The sequence below is a fragment of the Streptomyces violaceorubidus genome (genome assembly GCF_000717995.1).
Classification (GTDB): Bacteria; Actinomycetota; Actinomycetes; order Streptomycetales; family Streptomycetaceae; genus Streptomyces; species Streptomyces violaceorubidus.
Window position 1 is genome coordinate 65,078 of sequence record NZ_JODM01000021.1, and the last position, 17,055, is coordinate 82,132.

The 17,055-nt window shown below is 71.4% G+C and carries 19 protein-coding genes; 12 read left to right on the top strand and 7 right to left on the bottom strand.

Annotation, left to right across the window (positions count from 1 at the left end):
* Positions 1–202: 202 nt before the first annotated feature.
* On the bottom strand, positions 203–643 hold the full coding sequence (gene mce, locus IE94_RS0122830) for a methylmalonyl-CoA epimerase (RefSeq protein ID WP_030187341.1): 441 nt from the start codon (positions 641–643) through the stop codon (positions 203–205).
* A 149-nt stretch (positions 644–792) separates the two neighbouring features.
* Between mce and IE94_RS0122835 the strand changes: the two genes are divergently transcribed.
* The 3 genes from IE94_RS0122835 (at position 793) to IE94_RS0122845 (ending at position 4,477) form a co-directional block, all read left to right on the top strand.
* Positions 793–1,998, top strand: a complete 1,206-nt coding sequence (locus IE94_RS0122835) for an acetyl-CoA C-acetyltransferase (protein ID WP_030187342.1) — start codon at positions 793–795, stop codon at positions 1,996–1,998.
* Between the two features lie 65 nt (positions 1,999–2,063).
* A complete protein-coding gene (gene meaB / locus IE94_RS0122840) occupies positions 2,064–3,020 on the top strand; it encodes a methylmalonyl Co-A mutase-associated GTPase MeaB (protein WP_030187347.1) in 957 nt (318 codons plus the stop codon).
* Between the two features lie 173 nt (positions 3,021–3,193).
* Positions 3,194–4,477 carry an MFS transporter gene (locus IE94_RS0122845; protein ID WP_106977967.1) on the top strand — a complete coding sequence of 428 codons (1,284 nt, stop codon included), beginning with the start codon at positions 3,194–3,196 and terminating at the stop codon, positions 4,475–4,477.
* On the opposite strand, the gene IE94_RS0122850 is transcribed toward IE94_RS0122845, so the two are convergent.
* Complete coding sequence (locus IE94_RS0122850) at positions 4,422–5,138, bottom strand: PepSY domain-containing protein (RefSeq protein ID WP_030187351.1); 717 nt, start codon at positions 5,136–5,138, stop codon at positions 4,422–4,424. The genes IE94_RS0122845 and IE94_RS0122850 overlap by 56 nt on opposite strands.
* Positions 5,139–5,263: 125 nt before the next feature.
* On the opposite strand from IE94_RS0122850, the gene IE94_RS0122855 reads away from it, so the two are divergent.
* A complete protein-coding gene (locus tag IE94_RS0122855; RefSeq protein ID WP_051777611.1) occupies positions 5,264–5,986 on the top strand; it encodes a response regulator transcription factor in 723 nt (240 codons plus the stop codon).
* On the top strand, positions 5,983–7,434 hold the full coding sequence (locus IE94_RS0122860; protein ID WP_030187356.1) for a sensor histidine kinase: 1,452 nt from the start codon (positions 5,983–5,985) through the stop codon (positions 7,432–7,434). The genes IE94_RS0122855 and IE94_RS0122860 overlap by 4 nt, the downstream gene beginning before the upstream one ends.
* An 8-nt stretch (positions 7,435–7,442) precedes the next feature.
* Here the strand turns inward: IE94_RS0122860 and IE94_RS0122865 are convergent, their stop codons facing one another.
* The 4 genes from IE94_RS0122865 to IE94_RS0122880 all read right to left on the bottom strand — a co-directional run bounded on the left by IE94_RS0122865 (position 7,443) and on the right by IE94_RS0122880 (position 10,078).
* On the bottom strand, positions 7,443–7,919 hold the full coding sequence (locus tag IE94_RS0122865; RefSeq protein ID WP_030187358.1) for a MarR family winged helix-turn-helix transcriptional regulator: 477 nt from the start codon (positions 7,917–7,919) through the stop codon (positions 7,443–7,445).
* A 101-nt stretch (positions 7,920–8,020) separates the two neighbouring features.
* The gene (locus IE94_RS0122870) at positions 8,021–8,797 is read right to left on the bottom strand and encodes an AIM24 family protein (protein ID WP_030187360.1); all 777 of its coding nucleotides are present in this window, start codon (positions 8,795–8,797) and stop codon (positions 8,021–8,023) included.
* Positions 8,794–9,444: an AIM24 family protein gene (locus IE94_RS0122875; protein WP_030187362.1), complete on the bottom strand. Its 651-nt coding sequence runs from the start codon at positions 9,442–9,444 to the stop codon at positions 8,794–8,796. The genes IE94_RS0122870 and IE94_RS0122875 overlap by 4 nt, the downstream gene beginning before the upstream one ends.
* Position 9,445: 1 nt before the next feature.
* Positions 9,446–10,078, bottom strand: coding sequence for an AIM24 family protein (locus tag IE94_RS0122880; RefSeq protein ID WP_030187364.1), 633 nt, complete (start codon positions 10,076–10,078; stop codon positions 9,446–9,448).
* Positions 10,079–10,262: 184 nt separating this feature from the next.
* On the opposite strand from IE94_RS0122880, the gene IE94_RS0122885 reads away from it, so the two are divergent.
* The 5 genes from IE94_RS0122885 to icmA all read left to right on the top strand — a co-directional run bounded on the left by IE94_RS0122885 (position 10,263) and on the right by icmA (position 13,772).
* A complete protein-coding gene (locus tag IE94_RS0122885; protein ID WP_030187366.1) occupies positions 10,263–10,607 on the top strand; it encodes a DUF3817 domain-containing protein in 345 nt (114 codons plus the stop codon).
* Positions 10,604–10,897 (top strand): MTH1187 family thiamine-binding protein, encoded by a 294-nt coding sequence (locus IE94_RS0122890; protein ID WP_030187368.1) that lies wholly within the window; start codon positions 10,604–10,606, stop codon positions 10,895–10,897. The genes IE94_RS0122885 and IE94_RS0122890 overlap by 4 nt, the downstream gene beginning before the upstream one ends.
* 144 nt (positions 10,898–11,041) lie before the next feature.
* Positions 11,042–11,551 (top strand): MarR family winged helix-turn-helix transcriptional regulator, encoded by a 510-nt coding sequence (locus IE94_RS0122895; protein WP_030187370.1) that lies wholly within the window; start codon positions 11,042–11,044, stop codon positions 11,549–11,551.
* Positions 11,552–11,637: 86 nt separating this feature from the next.
* Entirely contained in the window at positions 11,638–11,979 is a 342-nt protein-coding gene (locus tag IE94_RS0122900) for a DUF3817 domain-containing protein (RefSeq protein WP_030187377.1), read from the top strand.
* A 92-nt stretch (positions 11,980–12,071) separates the two neighbouring features.
* Positions 12,072–13,772: a coenzyme B12-dependent isobutyryl-CoA mutase large subunit gene (gene icmA / locus IE94_RS0122905; RefSeq protein ID WP_030187379.1), complete on the top strand. Its 1,701-nt coding sequence runs from the start codon at positions 12,072–12,074 to the stop codon at positions 13,770–13,772.
* Between the two features lie 51 nt (positions 13,773–13,823).
* Here icmA and IE94_RS0122910 read toward each other — a convergent pair whose 3' ends face one another.
* Positions 13,824–14,465 (bottom strand): TetR/AcrR family transcriptional regulator, encoded by a 642-nt coding sequence (locus IE94_RS0122910; RefSeq protein WP_030187383.1) that lies wholly within the window; start codon positions 14,463–14,465, stop codon positions 13,824–13,826.
* Positions 14,466–14,717: 252 nt separating this feature from the next.
* Here IE94_RS0122910 and IE94_RS0122915 point away from each other — a divergent pair, with 252 nt between their 5' ends.
* Positions 14,718–15,698, top strand: coding sequence for a tetratricopeptide repeat protein (locus IE94_RS0122915; RefSeq protein ID WP_030187387.1), 981 nt, complete (start codon positions 14,718–14,720; stop codon positions 15,696–15,698).
* A 666-nt stretch (positions 15,699–16,364) separates the two neighbouring features.
* Entirely contained in the window at positions 16,365–17,012 is a 648-nt protein-coding gene (locus tag IE94_RS0122920; RefSeq protein ID WP_030187388.1) for a DUF6230 family protein, read from the top strand.
* Positions 17,013–17,055 lie beyond the last annotated feature (43 nt).

A 17,055-nucleotide genomic window follows, 5' to 3' on the forward strand; every position in this document is an offset into this window, starting at 1 on the left:
CTTCACGAACGGGCTCCGTCCGTCCGCCGAACGGGGCCCCCGGGGAATGGTGTCAGATCAACGGCGGAGCATGTGCTGCTGCCCCGTCGCCGACCCCCCGAAACACGACCCCGGCGGTCCCGTCGTCGCACGATGACAGGACCGGGTCACCCTGGATCGAGCGGCGACCGCACCCAACCCTACCGGCCCCTATGTACGAAGGTCAGTGCTCAGGTGACTCAACGGCCGCCGATGTGACCAGTTCTGTCAGTACGCCGTGGCAGTCCTTGGGGTGCAGGAAGGTGATCCGCGACCCCATGGAACCGCGCCGGGGCTCGTCGTACAGCACGCGCACGCCCTTGCCCCGGATGTCCGCGGCGTCCGCGTCCACGTCCGCCGTGCCGAACGCGATGTGGTGGACGCCCTCGCCGTTCTTCGCGAGCCACTTGCCGACCGCGGAGTCCTCGCGGGTGGGCTCCAGGAGCTGGAGGTACGAGGCGCCGCCGTCCGACGTATCGTTGATCTTGAGCATGGCCTCGCGGACCCCCTGCTCTTCGTTGACCTCGGTGTGGAACACCTCGAAGCCGTAGGTGGCACGGTAGAAGTCGACGGTCGCGTCGAGGTCGTGGCAGGCGATTCCGATGTGGTCGATTCGCGTCAGCATGGTTTCAGTGCAGCGCTCCGGAGGTGGTTACGCAACGTGCGCGCGATCACACCGACAGCCCGGTGACGGGCGGGATACCGCTCAGTACATTCGAGTAAACCCTCGTTCACTCCTCGGCCTGTGCGGGCCGGAAAAGGGGATCGCAGCCCATGTCTTCTGCATCGAACGGCACGACTTCCGTCATCGTCGCGGGTGCCCGCACCCCGATGGGGCGGCTGCTCGGCTCCCTGAAGTCCTTCTCCGGGGCCGACCTCGGCGGATTCGCGATCAAGGCCGCGCTCGACCGCGCCGGGATCGGCGGCGACCAGGTCCAGTACGTGATCATGGGGCAGGTGCTCCAGGCCGGCGCCGGGCAGATCCCCGCCCGCCAGGCCGCCGTCAAGGCGGGCATCCCCATGAGCGTCCCGGCGCTCACCATCAACAAGGTCTGCCTCTCCGGCCTCGACGCCGTCGCACTCGCCGACCAGCTCATTCGCGCGGGTGAATTCGACGTGATCGTCGCGGGCGGCCAGGAGTCCATGACCAACGCCCCGCACCTGCTCCCCAAGTCCCGCGAGGGCTACAAGTACGGCGCGGTCCAGATGATCGACGCCATGGCGTACGACGGCCTGACCGACTCCTTCGAGAACATCGCCATGGGCGAGTCCACGGAGAAGCACAACACCCGCCTCGGCATCGAGCGCGCCGCCCAGGACGAGATCGCCGCCCTGTCCCACCAGCGCGCCGCCGCCGCCCAGAAGAACGGTGTCTTCGACGCCGAGATCACCCCGGTCGAGATCCCGCAGCGCAAGGGCGACCCGGTGCTGTTCGCCAAGGACGAGGGCATCCGCGGCGACACCACCGCCGAGTCGCTCGGCAAGCTCCGCCCGGCCTTCGCCAAGGACGGCACCATCACCGCCGGTTCCTCCTCGCAGATCTCCGACGGCGCGGCGGCCCTGGTGGTCATGAGCCGGGCCAAGGCCGAGGAGCTGGGCCTGGAGTGGATCGCGGAGATCGGCGCCCACGGCAATGTCGCGGGCCCGGACAACTCTTTGCAGTCGCAGCCGTCGAACGCCATCCGGCACGCCCTGAAGAAGGAGGGCCTGGAGGTCGGCGACCTGGACCTGATCGAGATCAACGAGGCCTTCGCGGCCGTCGCCGTCCAGTCAATGAAGGACCTCGGCGTTTCCACCGAAGAGGTGAACGTCAACGGTGGTGCCATCGCCCTGGGCCACCCGATCGGCATGTCCGGCGCCCGACTGGTGCTGCACCTGGCCCTGGAACTGAAGCGGCGCGGCGGCGGCGTCGGCGCGGCGGCGCTGTGCGGCGGCGGCGGTCAGGGCGACGCGCTGATCGTGCGGGTGCCCGGGGCCTGACCCCACAGACACGAGGTCTCGCCACAGGTACGAGACCTCACCGAACGGAGCTGAACGGAGCTGTGATGCAGGACGTCTCCTCACTGGTGGCCCAGGCCCGGGAAGGCCGGCCGCGGGCCGTGGCCCGGCTGATCTCCCTGGTGGAGGGGGCGTCCCCGCAGCTCAGGGAGGTCATGGAGGCGCTCGCGCCGCTCACCGGCAACGCGTACGTGGTCGGCCTGACCGGCTCCCCGGGCGTCGGCAAGTCGACGTCCACCTCGGCGCTGGTGACGGCGTACCGCAAGCAGGGCAGGCGGGTCGGCGTGCTCGCCGTCGACCCGTCCTCCCCCTTCTCCGGCGGCGCCCTGCTCGGAGACCGGGTGCGGATGTCGGAGCACGCCTCCGACCCGGGCGTCTACATCCGCTCGATGGCGACCCGCGGCCACCTCGGCGGCCTCGCCTGGGCCGCGCCGCAGGCGATCCGCGTACTGGACGCGGCCGGCTGCGACGTGATCCTGGTCGAGACGGTGGGCGTCGGCCAGTCGGAGGTGGAGATCGCCTCCCAGGCCGACACCTCCGTGGTCCTGCTCGCCCCCGGGATGGGCGACGGCATCCAGGCGGCCAAGGCCGGGATCCTGGAGATCGGCGACGTCTACGTCGTCAACAAGGCCGACCGCGACGGCGCCGACGCGACCGCCCGCGAGCTCAACCACATGCTGGGCCTCGGCGAGGCCCGCGCCGCCGGCGACTGGCGCCCGCCCATCGTCAAGACGGTCGCCGCGCGCGGCGAGGGCGTCGACGAGGTCGTCGAGGCGCTGGAGAAGCACCGCGCGTGGATGGAGGAGCGGGCCGTCCTCGGCGAACGCCGCCGGGCCCGGGCCTCCCGCGAGGTCGAGACGATCGCCGTCACCACCCTGCGCGAACGCATCGGGGACCTGCACGGCGACCGGCGGCTCGGGGCGCTGGCGGAGCGCATCGTCGCGGGGGAGCTGGATCCCTACCGCGCGGCGGACGAACTGGTGGCGGGGCTGACGCAGGGCTGAGCCCCCCAGCCCCTTCCTTCGGCCTCGACGGCCTCGTCCTCACCCGCCGGACGGGCTAGAGTGCGCTGCGTGTTCCTCCTCTTGGCATAGGGCCCGCCCCGCACGCGACCGCCGCTTCCGGCCGTCGCGCGCACAGGCGTCCCCCGCTGCCCTCCTGCTGAGGAACCCTTCGCGTGTCCACGTCTCTTCCGCGGCCCTCGTACGCCGCCGTACTCCGCGTCCCCCATGCCCGCCGCACCTTCGCGGCCGCCCTCGTCGGGCGGCTGTCGTACGGCACGGTCTCCCTGTCCCTGATGCTCTCCCTGACCCGTTCCACCGGGTCGTACGCCGCCGCCGGGCTGGTCATGGCGCTCTTCGGCGCCACGAGCGTCTTCCTGTCCCCCTACCGCGCCCTGCTCGTCGACCGGCACGGCCCGCGCCGGGCCCTGCTGCCCATGGCCCTGCTCTACGCCGTCCTGCTCTGCGTGCTGGCGGCGGCCTGTTGGCGTCCGGGCACGCCCCCGGCCGTCCTCGCGGCGACCGCCGCGTCCGCGGGCGCCTGCACGCCTCCGCTCGGCCCCGTGATGCGCGCGGTGTGGACCGAACTGCTCCCGGACCGGCGGCTGCTGCAGCGGGCCTACAGCCTGGACGGCGTCGCCGAGGAACTGCTCTTCGTCTCCGGCCCGCTCCTGGTCGGCGGCATCGTCACCGTCGCCCCGCCGGTGGCCGGCGTCGTACTCAGCGCGGTGCTGGTGGCGGTCGGCACCCTTGCCTTCGTCGCCTCACCGGCGACCGCGGCGCCGCGTCCGGCGGCGGGGGAGAAGAGCGGCGATCCCGCACCCGGGGACGGCGCCACCGGACAGGTCCGGGCCCTGTTGCAGCCCGTCCTCGTCGCGGCGGCCGTCGGCGTCTCGGTGAGCGCCGTCGACCTCCTCGTCGTGGCCTTCGCGGGGGAGCACGGCCTCGGGGACGGCGCGGTCGCCTGGGTGCTCGCGGCGCTGTCGGTGGGCAGCGCGGTCGGCGGTCTCGTCAACGGCGCCGTCACCTGGAGCCGGCCCACCCGGGCGCGGCTCCCGTTCTTCGCGGCCGGTGTCGGCCTCTGCCTCGCCGCGGCGGGCCTCGCGCCCGGACTCGGCACGCTGGTCCTGGCCGTCATGTTCGCCGGCCAGTTCGTGGCCCCGGCGCTGACCACGGCGTACCTGATCGCGGACGAGAGCGCGGCGCCCGGCTTCCGGGTCCGGGCGGGCGCCTGGTGCAACACGGCCGTGAACGCCGGGATGTCGGCCGGTGCCGCCGCGGTGGGCCTGCTGGTGGAACGCCTGCCCCTGCCGGTGTGCTTCGCCCTGTCCGGCGCGGTCGCCGCGGCGGCGGCGCTGGTGCCGGGGCACGGCCGCGGCGGTGCTGACCGGCGGGCGGGACTGATCAGTCGTCGTCGGAGTCGTGCGCGTCGTCCGAGTCGTGTGAGCGGTCGGCCGTGACCTTGCCGGTCTTCGGGTCGACCCGCCAGTCCTGCTCGCCCTTGCCGGAGCCGTGCGTCTCGACCTCCCAGGCGGGCTTGCCGTCGCCGTGCTCGCCGTCCTCGTCCAGTTCGACGGAGGTGACGGTGCCGTGTCCCGCCGCCGCCTTCGCGGCCTCGGCCGCGTCGACGGAGGCACCCTTGAGGGCCGTGCGCGCCTCGGCGGTGTCGTCCTCGTCGTCCTCCCGCTCCGAGCCCAGCACCTTGCCGGTGACCGGGTCGACCCGGACGCTGTGCCAGGTGCCGTCGCCGGAGAGGACGTCGACCTCCCAGGCCGCGCGCTCCCGGCGGTCGTCGCCGTCGCCGTCGCCCGAGTCGTCTCCGTCGTCGTCCTCGTCGTCCAGTTCGGCGGAGACGGCGGTGCCCGGGGTGTCGGCCAGCGCGGAGGCGACTGCTTCGGCGGCCGTCACCTTCGCGGAGGCGGCACCGGCGTCGTCGCGCCGGTTGTCGTCACGGTCCTCGGTCTCGTCCCGAACGCCGCCGTCGTCGTCGTCCGACACGCTCACGTCCGCGCGGGGCGCCGTGCCCCGGTCGTCGTCCCCCGTCGTCGCCAGCGCCGTCGCCGTACCGCCTCCGATCAGTGCGGCGGCGGTGACGGCGGCGATCACGATGTTGCGCTTCATGAGGTCTTCCTCCGAGTCGTCCAGAGTCCGGCATTTTCCGGTGACTTCACTGTCGCGGACCGACGCTGAGGCCAGGCTGAAGCCGCCTGAAGGGATCTTCAGCTCGGCTTTGCCACTCTTTACCCATGCGCCCACCCGTCGCCCACCACCACCCTGCCCGAGGCGCTTCGCGCCGCCCCTCTCGATTCTTGATCGTGGAGGACGAGAAGCGCCTCGCCGTGTCGCTCGCCAAGGGCCTCACCGCGGAGGGATACGCCGTGGACGTCGTCCACGACGGCCTGGAGGGACTGCACAGGGCGGGCGAGGGCGTGTACGACCTCGTCATCCTCGACATCATGCTGCCCGGCCTCAACGGCTACCGGGTCTGCGCGGCCCTGCGCGCCGCCGGGCACGACGTGCCGATCCTGATGCTCACCGCCAAGGACGGCGAGTACGACGAGGCCGAGGGCCTGGACACCGGCGCGGACGACTACCTCACCAAGCCCTTCTCGTACGTGGTCCTCGTAGCCCGCGTGAAGGCCCTGCTGCGGCGGCGGGGACAGGGCGCCGGTGCCTCTCCCGTGCACGTCCACGGCGACCTCAGGGTCGACACCGGCGCCCGCCGGGTGTTCCTCGGCCAGGACGAGGTCACCCTCACCGCCAAGGAGTTCGCCGTCCTGGAGCAGCTCGTGGTGAGGGCCGGACAGGTGGTGTCCAAGGCGGAGATCCTGGAGCACGTCTGGGACTTCGCCTACGACGGCGACCCCAACATCGTCGAGGTGTACGTCAGCGCGCTCCGGCGCAAGCTGCGCGCCGGACTCATCGGGACCGTGCGCGGCGCCGGCTACCGGCTGGAGACCGGGCGGTGAGCCGCCTGTTCGGTTCGGTGCGGGCCCGCGCCACGCTCGCCGCCACCCTCGTGGTCGCCGTCGCCCTCGTCGCGGCCGGTACCGCCGTCCTGCTGTCCCTGCGCTCCAACCTGCTCGGCGAGGCGGGCACCCAGGCGGAGCGCTCGGCGCGGCAGGTGGCGACGGAGCTGGCGGTCGGGACGGCGTACGCGGACCTCTCGCTGGACGTGGACGACCGGCCGGTGCAGGTCGTCGACGAGGACGGCGTGCTGGTCGCCGCGAGCGAGGACCTGGAACGGATCAGCGGGACCGGAGTCGGCGCGGTGAAGCCGCAGCCGTCCGCCTCGCCGAGCGCGGCGGACGGCGCCGACGAGGATGCCGACGACGAGGAGGACGAGGCCCGCGAGTCCCTCGACCCCGGCGAGGTCGGCGGACGGATCACCGTCAGCGACGGCTCGGCGACCATCGACGGGGACACGGAGGACTACCGCTTCGCCGCCGTCCCGGTGAAGACCGACGACCGGGGCACGCTCACCGTCTACGCCGGCGCCCCGCTCTCCGCCGAACACGGCGCCGTGAACACCGCGCTGACCGTCATGCTGATCGGCTTCCCGCTGCTGCTCGCGGTCGTGGCGTGGGTGACCTGGCTGGTCACCCGGCGCGCGCTGCGCCCGGTGGAGGGCATCCGGCGGGAGATGGCCGCGATCACCGCCAGCGAGGACCTGGCCCGCCGCGTCCCGGTGCCGGGGACCCACGACGAGGTGGCCAGGCTCGCCACGACCACCAACGAGACGCTGGCCGCGCTGGAGGCCTCGGTGGAGCGGCAGCGCGGCTTCGTCGCGGACGCCTCGCACGAGCTGCGCAGCCCGATCGCGTCGCTGCGCACCCAGCTGGAGGTGGCCGCCGCCCATCCGGAACTGCTGGACCTGGAGGGCGCCGTGGCGGACACCGTGCGGCTCCAGCGGCTCGCCGCCGACCTGCTGCTGCTGGCCAGGCTGGACGCGGGGGAGCGGCCCGCCGACGCCCGGATCGACCTCGCGGCGCTCGCGCGGGAGGCGGCCGAGGGCCGGGCAGGGGTGAGCGTGCGGGGCGAGGACGCGGTGCGGGTGGCCGGATCGCGGGGGCAGCTGGGGCGGGTACTGGCCAATCTGCTCGACAACGCCCAGCGGCACGCCCGTTCGGCGGTCCGGGTGTCCGTGCGGCGGGACGGGGACACGGCGGTGGTCGCCGTGGCCGACGACGGCGAGGGCGTGCCGGCGGCCGACCGGGAGCGGATCTTCGAGCGCTTCGTACGGCTCGACGCGGCCCGCAGCCGTGACGACGGCGGCGCCGGGCTCGGGCTGGCCATCGCCCGCGACGTCGCCGTGCGGCACGGCGGGACGCTCACCGTGCACGACGCACCGGCAGGCGGCGCCCTGTTCGAGCTCCGCCTGCCGGGTGCCCGGGCCCGCACGGCCCGGGACGGATGATCAGGGACTCAGGGTCGTCCCCGCTGCCCGCGCAGGTGTTCCGCGATGGGCTTGAGCGCCTTGTCCAGCTCCGTCAGGTCCTCCGGGGCCAGCAGGTCGATGAAGTGCCTGCGGACGGAGGACACGTGGTGCGGCGCGACCTTCCGCATCGTCTCCCTGCCGTGCTCGGTGAGGACGGCGAAGAGCCCGCGCCGGTCGGACTCGCAGTTCTCCCGACGGACCAGGTCCGCGTTCTCCATGCGGGTGATCTGGTGGGACAGGCGGCTCTTGGACTGCATCGTGGCGGCCGCCAGATCACTCATCCGCATTCTGTCGCCCTCCGACTCGGAGAGGTTCACCAGGATCTCGTAGTCGTTCATTGTCAGGCCGAACGGCTGCAGGTCCTTCTCGAGCTGGTGCGTCAACAGCCTGTTGACCTCCAGGTGGGTGCGCCAAGCACACTGCTCCGTATCGGTCAGCCATCGAGTGGCCGTCTCGGTCTCCATGAATGAAGTCTACCTAAAAGGTTGAAAGGCGAACTAGTGAGGGGTTTTCCGTGACGGTGACGGTGCGCACGCGTTCGATGTCACACTCCGCAGATTACCGCTCACAGCCCGAAGCGGCGCTGGAGGTCCCCCAGCTGTCCGGGAAGCCCCGGTACCCCCGAGCGGCCGCCGGGCGCCCCGGAAGCACCGCCTCCGGGCACTCCGGCCTGCTGCGGCGGAGCCCCCGCGGCCTGCTCCGCCATCAGGGCCTCGCTCGACTGGAGCAGGACCGTGCCGGCTCCCACGAACTCGAACTGGTGCTCCTCCCCGGAGGCCCCGCCGAGCCCCGTCATCGCACGTAGACCGCCCAGGAGGCCGGTCATGTACCCGTGGTCGTAGTGGTGGCACGGGGACGGGCAGTCCGCCCAGCCGACCAGGGCCTGCGGGTCGACCCGGATCGGGGGTTCCACGAACACCACCGGACCGTTGGACGCGGCCACGAACTTTCCGGTTCCGATCAGCGTCAGGAAGCCCGGCACGATCGACTGCTTGAGCGCGAGGCTTGGCTGAAAAGCGAGCAGGTTGCCCGAGCGAATGGTCAGGTTGCCGTCCTCCAGGTCGTACGAATTCACGTCGAAGGCCCGGTCGGCGAGGAGCATCTTGCCCGAACCCTCCGCCACGACCCAGTCGCTCGCGTGCAGAGGCGAATGGAAGGAGGTGCGCATCAGACGGTCCAGCCGGCCGTGCCCGACGCCGTTGAAATCGATCGTCCCGTAGTAGGCGATCATCTTCCCCTTCTGCAGGAACCACTGGCTCCCCTTGAGCTCCACGCAGAAGGTGTACGCGTTGACGTTGTCGTCGGCCGGCAGTGTCGCCGGGTCGTGGTGGACCGTGCTCACAGCTTCTCCTCCGACGCCTGGACGAACACCGTGCCGCTGCCGCTCAGCTCCAGCTGGAACGCCTCGCCGGAGCCGCGTCCCACCATGTCCCGCCAGCCCAGGGCCGTGGAGAGCCTGTTGCGCACCTCGCCGTGGTGGGCGACGTAGGCCTGCGGGTCGACGCGCACCGGGCGCTGCGGGGTGATGGGCACCTCGAAGACGCCGCCGTGGGCCATCACCGCCACCGAGCCGTGGCCCTTGAGGGACGTGGTGAACAGCCCCTGCCCGCTCACCTGGCCCCGCACCATGCCCATGACGCCGCCCTGCGAGCCGAGGAACACCGTGCTCTGCTCCAGGGTGCCCTCGAAGGCGAGGAGGCGGTCCGCCTCGACGTACAGGGTGTCGCCCGACAGGTTGATCACCTGGACGTGGTGGCCGCCGTGCCCGAAGAACACGGTGCCGCTGCCCTCGACGGTCATCAGCGGCGTGTCCTCGTTCGCCACCCGGCGGCCGATCATCGACATGACCCCGCCCTGGCCGCCGCGCAGGTTCGGGGTGAAGGACACCTCGCCGCGGTAGGCGAGCATGGCACCGCGCTGACTGAACAGCCGCTGCCCGGGTACGACGGTCGCCTGGACCATCTTCGAGTTGATCTCCTGGAAGGCCACCTCAGACATCCCCCGCGATCGTGTTCCGCTCGCTCGGCTGCACGTACACCAGTCCGTCGCCCTCGAAGCGGATCTGGAAGGCCTCGCCGCCGCCCTCCCCGAACAGCGTGCGGAACGTCACGCCGGACTGGAAGGACTGCCGCAGGTTCCCCTGGTGCGCGACGTACGCCCCCGGGTCGACGGTCAGCGGGTACCGCGCGCTGACCCGCAGCACCACCGCGGGACCGTCGGACATGATCGCCGCCTGCCCGTGCCCCTCGATCGTCGTGGTGAACAGCCCGTTGCCCTGGGAGGCGCCGCGCGTGCCCGTGAAGCTGGTGCCGGTGCGCAGTCCGGCGTCGGCCGCCAGGAAGTTGCTCGACTCGACGTACAGCTTGTCGCCCCGGAGCCCCACCAGGGTGATCTCCGAGGCCCGGTCCGCGAACCAGCAGGTCCCCTGCCCTCTCACCTCCATCACCGTCATCTGCTCGCCGGTGATGCGCCGGGTCACCATGCCCCGGATGCCCTCACCACCGCCGCTCAGCTTCTTGAAGGTCATCTCCCCGTCGTACGCGACCATCGAGCCGTTCTTCGCCTTCACGGCGTCTTGGGTCATGTCGACGGCGAGGACCTTGCTGCCCTGAAGTCGGAACATCGCCACGCTGCGAAAGTAGCCCCGCCACGGGGGGACAGAACAGGGCCCACGGGTGGAGACCGACCCTGAGTCCCTTCCTTGGGGCATTGTTTGCCACAATGGGCGAACGATTGTGCTTCCGTTCACAAGGCGGAGCGCACACCGCCCGCGCCGTCGGCGCCTCCCTCCCTCCCGAAGGTGACCCGTGGACCTCAAGACCGCCACAGCCCTCCGCCGCCTCCGCCTGGTCTCGGGCCCCGAGGCGATCTCGTTCCTCCTGCTGCTCGTCTGCTCCGTCCTGAAGCGGACCACCGACTTCAACGCGGTGCCGGTGATGGGCGCGGTCCACGGCTTCCTCTTCGTCCTCTACCTGCTCTTCTGGGCGGACGCCTGGAACCGCGCCAAGTGGCCGCTGAAGACGGCCGCCCTCTACTTCGTCCTCTCGGTCCTGCCGACCGGCGGCTTCTTCGCCGACCGCAGGCTCAAGCGCGAGGCCGAGAGCGCGGTCATCGCCTCCCGCGCCCGCCAGGAAGGGATCGTCAACGCATGATCGTCGCCTTCTCCGTCACGCCGCTCGGCGTCGGCGAGGACGTGGGGGAGTACGTCGCCGACGCCGTCCGGGTGGTCCGCGAGTCCGGGCTGCCGAACCGCACCGACGCGATGTTCACGTCGGTCGAGGGCGAGTGGGACGAGGTCATGGACGTCGTCCGGCGGGCCGTGGCTGCCGTCGAGGCGCGGGCACCGCGGGTCTCCCTGGTCCTCAAGGCGGACATCCGGCCCGGTGTGACGGACGGCCTCACGTCGAAGGTCGAGACGGTCGAGCGCCACCTCGCCGGATGAGCGCCGGATGAGCGCCGGACGAGCGCCGGATGAGCGCGGGACGAGCGCCGGGCGAGCGCCCGGTGAGCGGCGCCGCGCGGGCGTAGGTATCGAAGGGCGAGACGGGGCTGACCGGCATATGACCGGCCGGTAAGGTCTCTTGCCGTGCCGAAGCCCCTCAGTCTCTCCTTCGATCCCATCGCCCGAGCCGACGAACTCTGGGCACAGCGCTGGGGCGGTGTGCCCTCCATGGCCGCGATCACCTCGATCATGCGGGCCCAGCAGATCCTGCTGGGCGAGGTCGACGCCGTGGTCAAGCCGTACGGGCTGACGTTCGCGCGGTACGAGGCGCTGGTGCTGCTCACCTTCTCCAAGTCGGGCGAGCTGCCGATGTCCAAGATCGGCGAGCGCCTGATGGTGCACCCCACCTCCGTGACCAACACCGTGGACCGGCTGGTGCGCTCCGGCCTGGTGGCCAAGCGCCCCAACCCCAACGACGGCCGAGGCACGCTGGCCACCATCACCGACAGGGGCCGCGAGGTCGTCGAGGCGGCCACCCGCGACCTGATGGCGATGGACTTCGGCCTGGGCGCCTACGACGCCGAGGAGTGCGGGGAGATCTTCGCGATGCTCCGCCCGCTGCGGGTCGCCGCGGGGGACTTCGAGGAGGGCTGAGCGGGGGACCTTGCCGGCCGGGCGGGCCCGGCGAGTCGCCCGACCCGGTCGAAGATCGCGCGAAACGGGCGGTTACGCTCGGAGCCATGAAAAAGAGCGTGCTGACCCGCTACCGGGTCATGGCGTACGTCACCGGAGTGCTGCTGATCGCGCTGTGCCTCGGCATGATCGCGAAGTACGTCCTGGATCTGGGCGGCGCCGCGGACTTCACCCAGGTCGTCAGCATCGCCCACGGCTGGCTGTACGTGATCTACCTGGTCTTCGCCTTCGATCTGGGGTCCAAGGCGAAGTGGCCGGTGAAGAAGCAGCTGTGGGTGCTGCTCGCCGGGACCGTTCCGACGGCCGCCTTCTTCGTGGAGCGGCGCATCAGCCGGGAGCTGGACGCCAAGGTCGCCGCCACCGAGGCGCCCGAGCCGGTCAAGGCGTAACCGGCCCTCACCGGCCGTCCCACCGCCGTGCGGACACCCGTACGGCGGTAGCCCATCGACATTTACTTGGACGTCCTAGTAAATTTGGGGGTATGGACGCTCACGCCATAGAAGAGGGCCGCCTCCGCTGGCAGGCCCGGTACGACGCGGCGCGCAAGCGCGACGCGGACTTCACCACGCTCTCCGGCGATCCCGTGGAGCCGGTGTACGGGCCCCGGCCGGGGGACGAGTACGAGGGGTTCGAGCGGATCGGCTGGCCGGGCGAGTACCCCTTCACCCGCGGTCTGTACCCGACCGGGTACCGGGGGCGTACGTGGACCATCCGGCAGTTCGCCGGGTTCGGCAACGCCGAGCAGACCAACGAGCGCTACAAGATGATCCTCCGCAACGGCGGCGGCGGGCTCTCGGTCGCCTTCGACATGCCGACCCTGATGGGCCGCGACTCCGACGACCCGCGCTCGCTCGGCGAGGTCGGGCACTGCGGCGTGGCCATCGACTCGGCCGCCGACATGGAGGTCCTCTTCAAGGACATCCCGCTCGGCGACGTGACGACCTCCATGACGATCAGCGGGCCCGCCGTGCCCGTGTTCTGCATGTACCTGGTCGCCGCCGAACGCCAGGGCGTCGACGCGTCCGTGCTCAACGGCACGCTCCAGACCGACATCTTCAAGGAGTACATCGCCCAGAAGGAGTGGCTCTTCCAGCCCGAGCCGCACCTGCGCCTGATCGGCGACCTGATGGAGTACTGCGCGGCCGGCATCCCCGCCTACAAGCCGCTCTCCGTCTCCGGCTACCACATCCGCGAGGCGGGTGCGACGGCCGCGCAGGAGCTGGCGTACACGCTGGCGGACGGCTTCGGGTACGTGGAGCTGGGGCTCAGCCGCGGTCTGGACGTGGACGTCTTCGCGCCCGGTCTCTCCTTCTTCTTCGACGCGCACGTCGACTTCTTCGAGGAGATCGCCAAGTTCCGCGCGGCGCGCCGGATCTGGGCGCGGTGGATGCGCGACGTGTACGGGGCGCAGACCGACAAGGCCCAGTGGCTGCGCTTCCACACCCAGACCGCCGGTGTCTCGCTGACCGCGCAGCAGCCGTACAACAACGTGGTCCGTACGGCGGTGGAGGCGCTCGCTGCGGTGCTCGGCGGCACCAACTCCCTGCACACCAACGCCCTCGACGAGACCCTCGCGCTGCCCAGTGAGCAGGCCGCGGAGATCGCCCTGCGCACCCAGCAGGTGCTGATGGAGGAGACCGGCGTCGCCAACGTCGCCGATCCGCTGGGCGGTTCCTGGTTCGTCGAGCAGCTGACCGACCGCATCGAGGCCGACGCGGAGAAGATCTTCGAGCAGATCAAGGAGCGCGGGCTGCGGGCCCACCCCGACGGGCAGCACCCCGTCGGCCCGATCACCTCCGGCCTGCTGCGCGGCATCGAGGACGGCTGGTTCACCGGTGAGATCGCCGAGTCGGCCTTCCGCTACCAGCAGTCCTTGGAGAAGGACGACAAGAAGGTGGTCGGCGTCAACGTCCACACCGGCTCCGTCACCGGCGACCTGGAGATACTTCGGGTCAGCCACGAGGTCGAGCGCGAGCAGGTGCGGGTGCTGGGCGAGCGCAAGGCCGCCCGCGACGACGCGGCGGTGAGGGGCGCCCTGGACGCGATGCTGGCGGCGGCCCGCTCTGGGAGCAACATGATCGAGCCGATGCTGGACGCGGTGCGGGCGGAGGCGACGCTCGGGGAGATCTGCGGGGTGCTGCGGGACGAGTGGGGGGTGTACACGGAGCCTGCGGGGTTCTGAGCCCGGTGCCGCGGGGGGATCACCAGGGGGCTGCGCCCCCTGGCCCCCGGGCTACGCCCACCCACCCCCCGACTCGGTCGGCCTGGAGGCGAGCCCCCACAGCAGTACCTGGGTGAAGCTGCGCACCCACTCCTCGGTCGCGGCCTGAGCGCTGACCAGCGTGCGGTGCACCACCGCTCCCGCGACCATGTCGAAGATCAGGTCCGCGGTGCGGGCGGCCTCCGCGGCGTCCGGCTCCGGCGGCAGCTCGCCCCGGGCCTGGGCCCGCTCCCTGCCCTCCAGCACCAGGCGCTTCTGCCGCTCCACGATCGAGGCGCGGATGCGCTCGCGCAGCGCGTCGTCCCGCGTGGACTCCGCGACCACCGCCATCAGGCCGCTGCGCGCCTCCGGCCGGGCCAGGATCGCCGCGAACTGGAGCACCACGCCCTCGATGTCGGCGGGGAGGGAGCCGCGGTCGGGCAGTTCGAGCTCGTCGAAGAGCTCCGCCACCGCGTCCACGACCAGCTCGTTCTTGCCCGCCCAGCGGCGGTAGAGCGTCGTCTTGGCAACCCCGGCCCGCGTGGCGACGTCCCCCAGGGTGAGCTTCGACCAGCCGAGGTCGACCAGGGCGGCCCGCGTCGCGGCCAGGATCGCGGTGTCCGCCGCGGCACTGCGCGGGCGCCCGGCACGGCCGGCGGGGGTGCTGCTCTGCATCCCCCGACCTTAACCGGCGGGTAACACGCGGGCCGCCGTGAGACAGATCACCGGGGCGGGGTGTTGCGAGGGGCCCTCCCGGTATTACGCTACGACTCGTAGCGAAAGCGTGGGTCCGCCCGCGCCGCAGCGACGACCACGGGCGTGGGGTGGGGACCCGGCGCCGGCAGGACGCACACCGAACAGCACACATCCGGGCGGGCTTTCGACCCGGTTTTCACACGCGCGCGCCGTACGGGGGAGGATAGACCCATGCAGCCACGGAACATGTCCATGAGCGGGGTCGTCGACCTCGCCGCGGTGAAGCAGGCCCAGGAGGCCAAGGCGAAGGCGGAGCAGGCGCGCGCCCAGGCCGCCCGTCAGGGCGGCGGCACGGGAGCCGTCTCCCCGGCCGACCTCGTCATCGACGTCGACGAGGCCGGTTTCGAGAGCGAGGTCCTGCAACGGTCCACCGAGGTCCCGGTCGTCATCGACTTCTGGGCCGAGTGGTGCGAGCCCTGCAAGCAGTTGAGCCCGGTCCTGGAGCGGCTCGCCGTCGAGTACAACGGGCGTTTCCTCCTCGCCAAGATCGACGTCGACGCCAACCAGATGCTGATGCAGCAGTTCGGCGTCCAGGGCATCCCCGCCGTGTTCGCGGTCGTCGCCGGACAGGCGCTGCCGCTCTTCCAGGGGGCCGCGGGCGAGGCGCAGATCCGCCAGACCCTGGACCAGCTGGTGCAGGTCGGCGAGGAGCGTTTCGGTCTGACCGGTCTCGTCGTCGACCCGGAGGCGGAGCCGGGCGCCGCGCAGTCCGTCGCCCCCGAGCGTCCGGCCGGGCCGCACGACGCGGCCCTCGATGCCGCCGTGCAGGCGATGGACGCGGGCGACCTGGGCGGTGCGGTGCGGGCGTACAAGAACGTGCTGGCCGAGGAGCCGGGCAACACCGAGGCCAAACTGGGCCTGGCGCAGGCCGAGCTGCTCCAGCGGGTGCAGAACGCCGACCCGCAGAAGGTCCGTCAGGAGGCTGCCGACAAGCCGCGCGACGCCCAGGCGCAGATCGCCGCCGCCGACCTGGATCTGGTGGGCGGTCACGTGGAGGACGCCTTCGGGCGCCTCATCGACACGGTGCGCGTCACGGCGGGCGACGACCGGGACGCCGTACGGCTGCGGCTGCTGGAGCTGTTCGAGGTGGTCGGCGCCGACGATCCGCGGGTGACCGCGGCGCGCCGGGCGCTCGCCCGCGCCCTCTTCTAGTCGACCCCCTTCCGGCCGACCTCGTGGTCGGCGCCGTCGGCGGCGTTTCAAACGCCGTCGACGTGTTGCACGTGTGAAGGAGCTGTCGAAGAGGCGTCACTGCGGCCGCGCTTTACCAAAACTTGGTAATCGCGGCCGCTGTTACTTGCAGTAAGTCGGCGGCGTCGATCTGTCGGACTCTGTCCGTCGATCAATGGTTTTGTTCCGCCCTCAGGGCACACCCAGCGTCGCCGTTCGGGCCCGGTGCGTCGTCCCGCGGACACGCGGCCGCTACTAGCCAGTAACGAACCCCCTTGTGTCGACGGCGAGAATGCACCACGATCGGCGACGCTCGGTCCATTCCCGTACCCCGACAGCCGGTCGGGTGGCGGGGGTTCCTGGGTCCCCACCGAGCAGGGTCGGCGGCAGTGATGCCGGCCCTTGGACAGGGGGGTCTTCGCTCATCCGGCGAAGCCTGTCCAGCAGGGTTGTGCGTGATGCGTGTCAGGCGCGACCAGTGGTTGTCGCTCGGGGGTGATCGCCGGTTATTCGGGCGCGTTGTACGTGCCGCCGAGTGCGGGCGCTCTCCTTCCCGAGGACGTAGCACTTCTCCCATCCCTGCCGGGCCGAGTCGCCGACTGGCGACGGGGCCGAGGTCAGGAGATGTACGTCCGAGAAGGAGGAAATATGGAGTCCCAGGTGCGTGGCGGGACCAGATGGAAGCGGTTCGCTGTGGTGATGGTGCCCAGCGTCGCCGCGACGGCTGCGATAGGCGTCGCGCTCGCGCAGGGCGCTCTCGCCGCCTCGTTCAGCGTGTCGGGCCAGTCGTTCAAGGTGACGGCCAAGGAGCTCGTGGGTACGGGCTTCTCGCAGTACGGGGCCTACGACAAGGGCGTGGACGGCAACCATGCCGTGGCGGTCTCGGCGTTCGACAAGGCCACCATCACCAAGATGTGCCAGTCGGTCGTCACCCCGAACATCCCGCTGATCGGCACCGTCACGCTGAGGCTGGAGGCGGGCGACAGCAACAAGGATTCGGGCAAGGTCCACGCCAAGCAGCTCTACATCGATGTTCAGGACCTGGAGGCGGACGCCACCTTCACGAACATCGACATCGGCGTGGCTGCCGGGGCCATCAACAAGGGCCCGAGGCAGAAGCAGGGTGAGGTCGAGGGCAAGCAGACCAGCCCGGGCGGCTTCGCGCAGCAGGCGGACCAGGCCGTGCTGAAGGACGTGAAGCAGACGGCGTGGGCGACCACCGCCGGTACCTTCCAGCTCAGCGGTCTGCGCATGTCGCTGAAGAAGGGCTCCGGCGAAGGCGTCGAGTGCTACTGAGCCCTCGCTGACGGGTGGGGGCCGGTTGCGCCCCCGCCCGTCG